This window comes from Ralstonia pickettii, assembly GCF_000607165.1.
GTDB lineage: Bacteria > Pseudomonadota > Gammaproteobacteria > Burkholderiales > Burkholderiaceae > Ralstonia > Ralstonia holmesii.
On the sequence record NZ_JFZG01000008.1, the window covers coordinates 697,145 to 705,214 of the forward strand.

The 8,070-nt window shown below is 63.8% G+C and carries 8 protein-coding genes; 2 read left to right on the forward strand and 6 right to left on the reverse strand.

Features of this window, described 5'->3' with window-relative positions; all coding sequences use genetic code 11:
* Positions 1-132: 132 nt before the first annotated feature.
* From BG83_RS0114800 to glpD, 6 genes are all read right to left on the reverse strand, one after another.
* On the reverse strand, positions 133-414 hold the full coding sequence (locus tag BG83_RS0114800) for a DUF2160 domain-containing protein (protein ID WP_024977477.1): 282 nt from the start codon (positions 412-414) through the stop codon (positions 133-135).
* Between the two features lie 144 nt (positions 415-558).
* A complete protein-coding gene (locus BG83_RS0114805; protein WP_024977478.1) occupies positions 559-1,389 on the reverse strand; it encodes a carbohydrate ABC transporter permease in 831 nt (276 codons plus the stop codon).
* Positions 1,382-2,272 carry a carbohydrate ABC transporter permease gene (locus tag BG83_RS0114810; protein ID WP_024977479.1) on the reverse strand — a complete coding sequence of 297 codons (891 nt, stop codon included), beginning with the start codon at positions 2,270-2,272 and terminating at the stop codon, positions 1,382-1,384. The genes BG83_RS0114805 and BG83_RS0114810 overlap by 8 nt, the downstream gene beginning before the upstream one ends.
* Positions 2,269-3,366 (reverse strand): ABC transporter ATP-binding protein, encoded by a 1,098-nt coding sequence (locus BG83_RS0114815; RefSeq protein ID WP_024977480.1) that lies wholly within the window; start codon positions 3,364-3,366, stop codon positions 2,269-2,271. The genes BG83_RS0114810 and BG83_RS0114815 overlap by 4 nt, the downstream gene beginning before the upstream one ends.
* Positions 3,353-4,471 carry an ABC transporter ATP-binding protein gene (locus BG83_RS0114820; protein ID WP_024977481.1) on the reverse strand — a complete coding sequence of 373 codons (1,119 nt, stop codon included), beginning with the start codon at positions 4,469-4,471 and terminating at the stop codon, positions 3,353-3,355. The genes BG83_RS0114815 and BG83_RS0114820 overlap by 14 nt, the downstream gene beginning before the upstream one ends.
* A gap of 65 nt (positions 4,472-4,536) precedes the next feature.
* On the reverse strand, positions 4,537-6,114 hold the full coding sequence (gene glpD, locus BG83_RS0114825) for a glycerol-3-phosphate dehydrogenase (protein WP_024977482.1): 1,578 nt from the start codon (positions 6,112-6,114) through the stop codon (positions 4,537-4,539).
* 143 nt (positions 6,115-6,257) lie between these two features.
* Here glpD and BG83_RS0114830 point away from each other — a divergent pair, with 143 nt between their 5' ends.
* The gene (locus BG83_RS0114830) at positions 6,258-7,031 is read left to right on the forward strand and encodes a DeoR/GlpR family DNA-binding transcription regulator (protein ID WP_024977483.1); all 774 of its coding nucleotides are present in this window, start codon (positions 6,258-6,260) and stop codon (positions 7,029-7,031) included.
* 109 nt (positions 7,032-7,140) lie between these two features.
* On the forward strand, positions 7,141-8,001 hold the full coding sequence (locus BG83_RS0114835) for a CHAD domain-containing protein (RefSeq protein ID WP_024977484.1): 861 nt from the start codon (positions 7,141-7,143) through the stop codon (positions 7,999-8,001).
* Positions 8,002-8,070: the final 69 nt, after the last annotated feature.

The window sequence follows — 8,070 nt, forward strand, 5'->3', positions numbered from 1 at the left end:
CAGCGAAAACATCCGGCATTCCGACGCGGGGAGCGTGATGGAATGCCTGTGCCCGTACGTCAATTTGGGCGTGGAAGCATCAACGTGTGCCGATGCCTCCGGACTTGAAAATTCAAGTACATCGATGGCGCATCAGCCGCGCCACATCACGATCACCAGCACCACCATCGAGGCGATGAAGCCACCCCAGGCGCTCGTCTCTTCCGACGTAAGCCCAACCCACGCCAGGTTGATATAGGCCGCAGTCAGCAGGCCGATGAAGAGGCGGTCGCCGCGCGTGGTGGCAATGGGCAGGAAGCCCTTGCGTTCCACCGTGGGACGGACTACCTCCCACACCGTCATGCTGGCCAGCATCAAGGCGATGCAGCCGAAGAAGGTCGCCACTTCGGGCGTCCAGGCCATCCAACTGAACATATTCTTTTCTCCAACATTCGTTCCCGCGTTCGTGGAAACGTGATCAGGGCGAAGCACAGCGGTTCTGACGGTTCGGCGTGGCCGCAGACAGTACGTGTGGTACGGCAAGGCCGCGCCGGGCCGTCAGAATCGTCCTGATCGCGTTTACACGCGGCCCATCGCAAAGCCTTTTGCGATGTAGTTCCGCACAAACCAGATCACCAGCGCGCCGGGAATGATCGTCAGTACACCGGCCGCAGCCAGCACGCCCCAATCCATGCCCGAGGCCGACACCGTGCGCGTCATCACCGCGGTGATGGGTTTGGCATCGACGGACGTAAGCGTGCGCGCGAGCAGCAGCTCCACCCAGCTGAACATGAAGCAGAAGAACGCCGTCACGCCCACGCCGGCCTTGATGAGCGGCAGGAAGATCTTCAGGAAAAACTTGGGGAAGCTGTAGCCGTCGATGTAGGCCGTCTCGTCAATCTCGCGCGGGATGCCCGACATGAAGCCTTCGAGAATCCACACCGCCAGCGGCACGTTGAACAGCATGTGCGCCAGGGCCACGCCCAGGTGCGTGTCCATCAAGCCGACCGTCGAATACAGCTGGAAGAACGGCAGCAGGAACACCGCGGGCGGCGTCATGCGGTTCGTCAGCAGCCAGAAGAACATGTGCTTGTCGCCCAGGAAGCGGTAGCGCGAGAAGGCGTAGGCCGCCGGCAGCGCCACCACGGTCGAGAGCACCGTGTTCATCGTCACGTAGATGATGGAGTTGATGTAACCCCAGTACCACGACGGGTCCGTGAAGATGATCTTGTAGTTGTCGAACGTGACGAGCTTCGGCCAGATCGAGAAACCGGCGAGCGTCTCCTCGTTGGTCTTGAGCGACATGCTCAACATCCAGTACAGCGGCAGCACGGCAAACGCCACATACACCGCCAGCGTGATCGCGCGAGCAATCTTGCGCTTGTGCTCGTTGTTGTTCTGCTTAGGCATGGTCGTCTCCCACAGCCGTGCTGGCGCTGCCCATGCGCTGCATCCAGTTGTAGAGGACGAAGCAGAACAGCAGGATGATGAGGAAGTACACGATCGAGAATGCCGCCGCCGGGCCCAGGTCGAACTGGCCGACCGCCTTCTGCGTCAGGTACTGCGACAGGAACGTCGTGGCATTGCCAGGGCCGCCGCCGGTCAGCACGAACGGCTCGGTGTAGATCATGAAGCTGTCCATGAAGCGCAGCAGCACGCCGATCATCAGCACGCCGCGCATCTTCGGCAACTGGATGTAGCGGAACACGGCCAGGCGGCTGGCGCCGTCAATCTCGGCGGCCTGGTAGAACGCATCCGGAATCGAACGCAGGCCGGCATACGCCAGCAACGCCACCAGCGGCGTCCAGTGCCACACGTCCATGATCAGCACGGTGATCCACGCATCGAACGAGTGCGACGTGTAGTTGTAGTCGATCCCCATCTCGTTGAGCCAGTATCCGGCCAGGCCGATATCCGAGCGCCCGAAGATCTGCCAGATCGTGCCGACCACGTTCCAGGGAATCAGCAGCGGCATGGCGAGTACCACCAGTGCAGCCGAAGCCTTCCAGCCCTTGGACGGCATCGACAGCGCCAGGCCGATGCCCAACGGAATCTCCACGGCCAGCACACACAGCGAGAAAATCAGCTGGCGCGTGAGCGCGTCCTGCAGATCGCTGTCGCGCAGGATCTGGCGGAACCAGTCCACGCCCACGAAGACGTGCTGCTCGGGGCTGATGATGTCCTGCACCGAGTAGTTCACCACCGTCATCAGCGGCAGGATGGCGGAGAACGCCACGCACAGGAACACCGGTAGGATCAGGAACCACGCCTTGTTGTTGAGCGGCTTGTTCATCGGCCGATCCTCTCGTCATTGCTGTAGTACAGCGTCTGCGGCGCATCCAGGCGCAGCCACACGCGCGATTCGGTGATGCTCACTTCATTCGGCAGCTTTGCCTTGATGGGCAAGCCGCCGGCCTCGCTCAGGCTGGCCGTCAGCAACTGGTGCGTACCCAGTTGCTGCACCTGATGCACGTTGGCGGCCACGGTGCCGACTTCACCGGCCGCCGCCAGCTGCACGAATTCCGGGCGGATGCCGAGCTTGAGCGAACCGTTTGCGTTCTTGAGCGTGGCGAGCGTGTCGCCACCGACCGTCAGACGCTGATCGCCCAGGGCAATCACATCGCCGTCCACCGTCACCGGGTACAGGTTCATGCCCGGGCTTCCGATGAAGTACCCGACGAAGGTGTGGTCCGGCCGCTCGAACAGCGCTTCCGGGCCGCCTTGCTGCACGACCTTGCCTTCGGTCATGACCACCACCTCGTCGGCAAAGGTCAGCGCCTCCACCTGATCGTGTGTCACGTAGATCAGCGTGAGCTTGAGCTGGTGGTGAATCTTCTTGAGCTGGCGACGCAGTTGCCACTTCAGGTGCGGGTCGATGACGGTGAGCGGCTCGTCGAACAGGATGGCCGCCACGTCCTTGCGCACCAGGCCGCGGCCCAGGGAGATCTTCTGCTTGGCGTCGGCCGCCAGGCCCGAGGCGCGGCGTTTGAGCGCGTGCTGCAGTTCGAGAATCTCGGCCACTTCCTCCACGCGCTTCTTCACTTCGGCTTCCGGCGTCTTGCGGTTGCGCAGCGGGAAGGCGAGGTTGTCGAACACGGTCATCGTGTCGTAGATGACTGGGAACTGGAACACCTGCGCGATGTTGCGTTCGCGCGGCGTTGCGTGCGTGACGTCGCGATCGTCAAACAGCACCTGTCCTTCGGACGGCGTCAGCAGCCCGGAGATGATGTTCAGCAGCGTGGATTTGCCGCAGCCCGACGGGCCCAGCAATGCGTATGCACCGCCGTCGCGCCAGGTCATGTTCATCGGCTGCAGCGCGTAGTCGCTCAGGTTTTGCGGATTGGGCCGGTAGCTGTGCCCCAGGTTGCGGAATTCAATGCGTGCCATGTGCGCCTCCCTGCTTGGGCGCGCTCACCAGCTTGCCCGCATCGTCGAACAGGAACAGTTCGGCCGGATCGACAAACACGTCCAGCGCCGCGCCGAGTTCGAACTCGTGCACGCCGGGCAACTGCGCGACCAAGCCGATCGTGTCCGACTGGCCGGCAGCATGCGCGCGCACGTGCAGATAGGTCTCGGAGCCCGATAACTCGGCCAGTTCTACCGTGCCCGGCAGGGCAACTGCGCCGCCGTTGCGCGGCGTCAGGCGGATGTGGCTCGGACGCAGGCCGATGCGGCAGCGCGTGCCGGCCGCCATCGGCAGCGGGCGCGTCCACGCAACGTCAATGCCTTGCGGCAGCCGGATTTGGTTGCCCTCAACCACGGTGGCGTCCAGCACGTTCATCGGCGGGTCGTTGAAGATGGCCGCCGCGTTGACCGACACCGGCACTTCGTACATGTCGAGCGTCGGACCGTCCTGCAGCACGCGGCCTTCATGCATGACGACGGTGTGGCCGCCCAGCAGCAGTGCTTCCTGCGGCTCGGTGGTGGCATAGACGACGGTCGTGCCGCCGTCGGCAAAGAGCGATGCCAGCTCGGCACGTAGTTCTTCGCGCAGCTTGTAGTCGAGGTTGACGAGCGGTTCGTCCAGCAGCACCAGCGGTGCACGCTTGACGAGTGCCCGGGCCAGCGCACAACGCTGCTGCTGTCCGCCGGACAGCTCCGCCGGCAGGCGCTGCAGCAGGTGTTCGATGTGCAGCTTGGCGGCGACGGCACGCACACGCGTGTCGATCTCGCCCTTGTTGGTGCCCTGCAGGCGCAGCGGTGAGGCGATGTTGTCGTACACCGTCATCGCCGGGTAGTTGATAAATTGCTGGTACACCATCGCCAGGTTGCGATCGCGTACCCCCACGCCCGTCACGTCCTTGCCGTCGACCAGTACGCGACCGGTCGTCGGACGGTCCAACCCGGCCATGATGCGCATCAACGTGGTCTTGCCGGCCTGCGTCGGCCCCAGCAACACGTTGATGGCGCCGGGCGCCAGCCGCAGGCTGGTCGGGTACAGGTGCGTCTGCGCCCCGACCATGGCCGTAACCTGGTCCAGTTCCAGAATCAATTGATGTCTCCCGTCTTACTGCTTTGATTTCTTGATGTCTTGGCTCGTGCGCCCGGCCCGGTGCGTCAGGGCGCGCGTTCCGCAACTGGAGCGGTCTCGCCTTCGGGCAGATGCCGCGCCAGCCAGCCTTCCAGGCGGCTGCGGTCTGCATCGCTGGCGTGCAGGCCCAGCTTGGTCCGCCGCCACAGGATGTCTTGCGCCGTGCGGGCCCATTCGTGTTCGATCAGATAACGGATTTCGGCTTCGTACAGCCCGGGCGTCACTTCGGCGCCCAGCTCTTCCAGCCGCGTGGCGCCGGCCAGCATCGTGTTCAGGCGCGTGCCGTACTGGTGCGCATAGCGCATCGCAAGTTGGGTCGGCAGCCAAGGCAAACGTTTTTGCAGGCGCGTCACAAAATCGTCGAAGGTGTATTCGGCAACCAACTGCCCCGGCGCTTCCAGATCGCCGCCCGGCAGCGATGCGGTGGCCGTCCACGAAGGCTTGCCCGCAAGAGGCAAATGCGGGGCCAGGTGGTCCAGCGCTTCCTCGGCCAGCTTGCGGTAGGTGGTGATCTTGCCGCCCCACACGTTGACGAGCGGTGCGCTGGCGCCGTCGGCGCCGGTTTCGCATTCGACCAGGTAATCGCGCGTGATGGCCGAAGCGTTGGCGGCGCTGTCGTCCAGCAGCGGCCGCACACCCGAGTAGCTCCACACCACGTCGGCCGGTGTCAGTTGCTGGGTGAAATAGCGGCTGGCCATTTCGCACAGGTATTGGATTTCGCCCGCGTCAATGGCCACTTGGTCCACCGAGCCCTTGTATTCCAGATCCGTCGTGCCGATCAGCGTGAATTCGTTCTGGTACGGAATCGCAAACACGATCCGCCCGTCCGGGTTCTGGAAGATATAGGCGAACGGGTGGTTGAACATCCGCCGCACGACGATGTGGCTGCCCTTGATCAGGCGCAGGCCGCGCGTGCTCGGCAGGGCGTGCGCAGAGCGGGCGAACTCCGCTGCCCACGGCCCGGCTGCATTGACGATTGCCTTTGCGCGCACGGAGCGAATGCCCTCCGGGCCGGCCAGCGAGGCGTGCCAGCCATCGGCGCGGCGCTCGGCGTTCAGGCAGCGCGTGCGGGTGAAAATCTGCGCCCCGCGGTCCGCCGCGTCGCGGGCGTTGAGCACCACCAGGCGGGCGTCGTCCACCCAGCCGTCGGAATAGACGAAACCCCGCGTGTAGCCTGCCTTGAGCGGCTTACCTGCCGGGTGCTGCGCAAGCTTGATGGATTCCGAACCCGGCAGAAAGCGCCGGCGCGCCAGGTGGTCATAGAGGAAGAGGCCCGCGCGGATCATCCATGCCGGGCGTTGCGCCGCATCGTGCGGCATCACGAAACGCAGCGGCCACATGATGTGCGGCGCCATGCGCAGCAGCACCTCGCGCTCCTGCAGAGCCTTGCGCACCAGGCTGAATTCGTAATATTCGAGGTAGCGCAGCCCGCCGTGGATCAGCTTGGTTGAGGCCGAAGAGGTGTGCTGGGCCAGGTCGTCTTTTTCACACAAGACCACCGACAGGCCACGGCCCACGGCATCCCGCGCGATACCCACGCCGTTGATGCCGCCTCCGACCACCAGCAGATCACAGTCCAGATGCGACGCGTCAGTGAGTTGCATGGGTTGGAATCTGTTGATTTGCGCGTCTTTTCTTGCGAATAGTGACGCGTTGGCGGATAGTTTAGTGAAGGGCGAAAATAAAGCAACATAGGGAATCGCCTAATCCGCTCACATGTGTTCGTTTGTGTTCATTTCGTGATTTGATGCTTCCGCGACACCGCCAGATCCTCGAATACGTCCGCCAGCACGGCGATGCCTCCGTCGACGCGCTTGCTCGCGTGCTCGGCGTCACGACGCAAACCATTCGCCGCGATATTCGGCAGCTCGAAGACGAGCGCCTGCTCGCGCGCTACCACGGCGGCGTTGGCCTGCCATCGTCGGTCGAGAACATCGACTACGACCAGCGTCAGGTCCTGCACATCGACGCCAAGCGCCGCATCGCCGAAGTCGTCGCGCGCCATGTCGAGCCCGGCCGCTCGCTCATCATCAATATCGGAACGACCACCGAAGAAGTCTCCAAGGCGCTGGTCGGCCAGAGCGGACCGCGCGGCCTGCGCGTCATCACCAACAACCTGAACGTCGCGTCGATCCTCTCCGGCAGCCCGGATGCCGAAGTCATCGTCGCCGGCGGCCTCGTGCGCAACCGCGACCGCGGCATCGTTGGCGAGGCTACGATCGACTTCATGAAGCAGTTCCGCGTCGACATCGGCATCATCGGCGTCTCCAGCATCGACGAAGACGGCACGCTGCTCGACTACGATTACCGCGAGGTCCGCGTCGCCCAGGCCATCATCGAGCAGTCGCGCGAAGTCTGGCTCGTCGCCGATCACTCCAAGTTCGGCCGCCGCGCGGTCGTCCGCCTGGGCCATGTTTCCCAGATCGACAAGTTCTTCACTGACGTCCCGGTGCCCGAGCCGATGGCCGAAGTCTTCCGCGCCGCCGAGGTCGACGTGGTCGTCGCCAGCGAAACGCTCTGACGTTTGATCTGGCGCTCCTGCAGTCTTCGCCCCGTCGACTACAGTGAAATGACAAGGCGCGCACCTTGCGAGCCGCACTGTCATCCAGATTCGTCATACGGGGAGCATCGTGAGCAAGCACTCACATGCGGCAATCCTTTCGATCTTCGCGGGCATCGTCACCGAACACATCGCTGCTTTGCGCGATGCCCTCGCCAGGCTGGCTGCGCCCAGCCCAAGCGGCGAAGATCTTCACCAGTTTCGCGTCACTCTGCGCCGCCTGCGTTCGGCTTGGGTGACGTTCGCGCCGGTCCTGCCAACCAGCTTTGCCGCAGAGTGGATACCGCGCCTGCGTGCGCTCGCCGCTTCCACGGGTCCTGTGCGCGAATGGGATGTGTTGCTCTCCGATTGGCTTCCCGCTGCCCGGGAGTCGCTACTCGATAGTGACGAGGCAGGCCGGGCATGGCTGGACGAGGCGCTTACAAAGTCCCAAGGGGCGCGCAACCGTGCATGGGAGGAACTGCGTGCCGAGCTGGCGTCGCCAGATGTGTCGGAAGCGCTGCTTGAACTGGAGCAGGCGGTCGCTGCGTTTCATATAGAAGGTGAGCCCGAACGGCATCTCCGTTTCGCTCGTGCACAGGCCCGGGCGCTCAGAAAGAAGCTGATCCGTCGCGGGCGCCACCCCAGGCGGTTGTCTGCACCGCGGCTGCATCGTGCTCGCATCGCCGCCAAGCAATGGCGCTATCTATATGAAGCGTTCTACCCGGCGCTTGGCGCCAACGTAGCCAAGCGGTACCGGAGCCATTTGCGCAAACTGCAAGACGCCCTGGGCGAGGTACACGATGCGAGTGTCGCCCTTGATTGCGTTGCGGGCGTATTGGATGCGACGCCGCCGCTGTCTATAGTGAACGCCTTTCACAAGCGCGCCAGCAGCGCGCGGGGCCGGGCAGCCAAGGGTCTGCGATGGATGCGGTCCCACAAGGCGCCATAACCCTGGGGAAAGTGCAGAAAGACCCCGTAAAGAGAAAGGGCTTGCACTGTTCGGAAAACCCGCCTATAG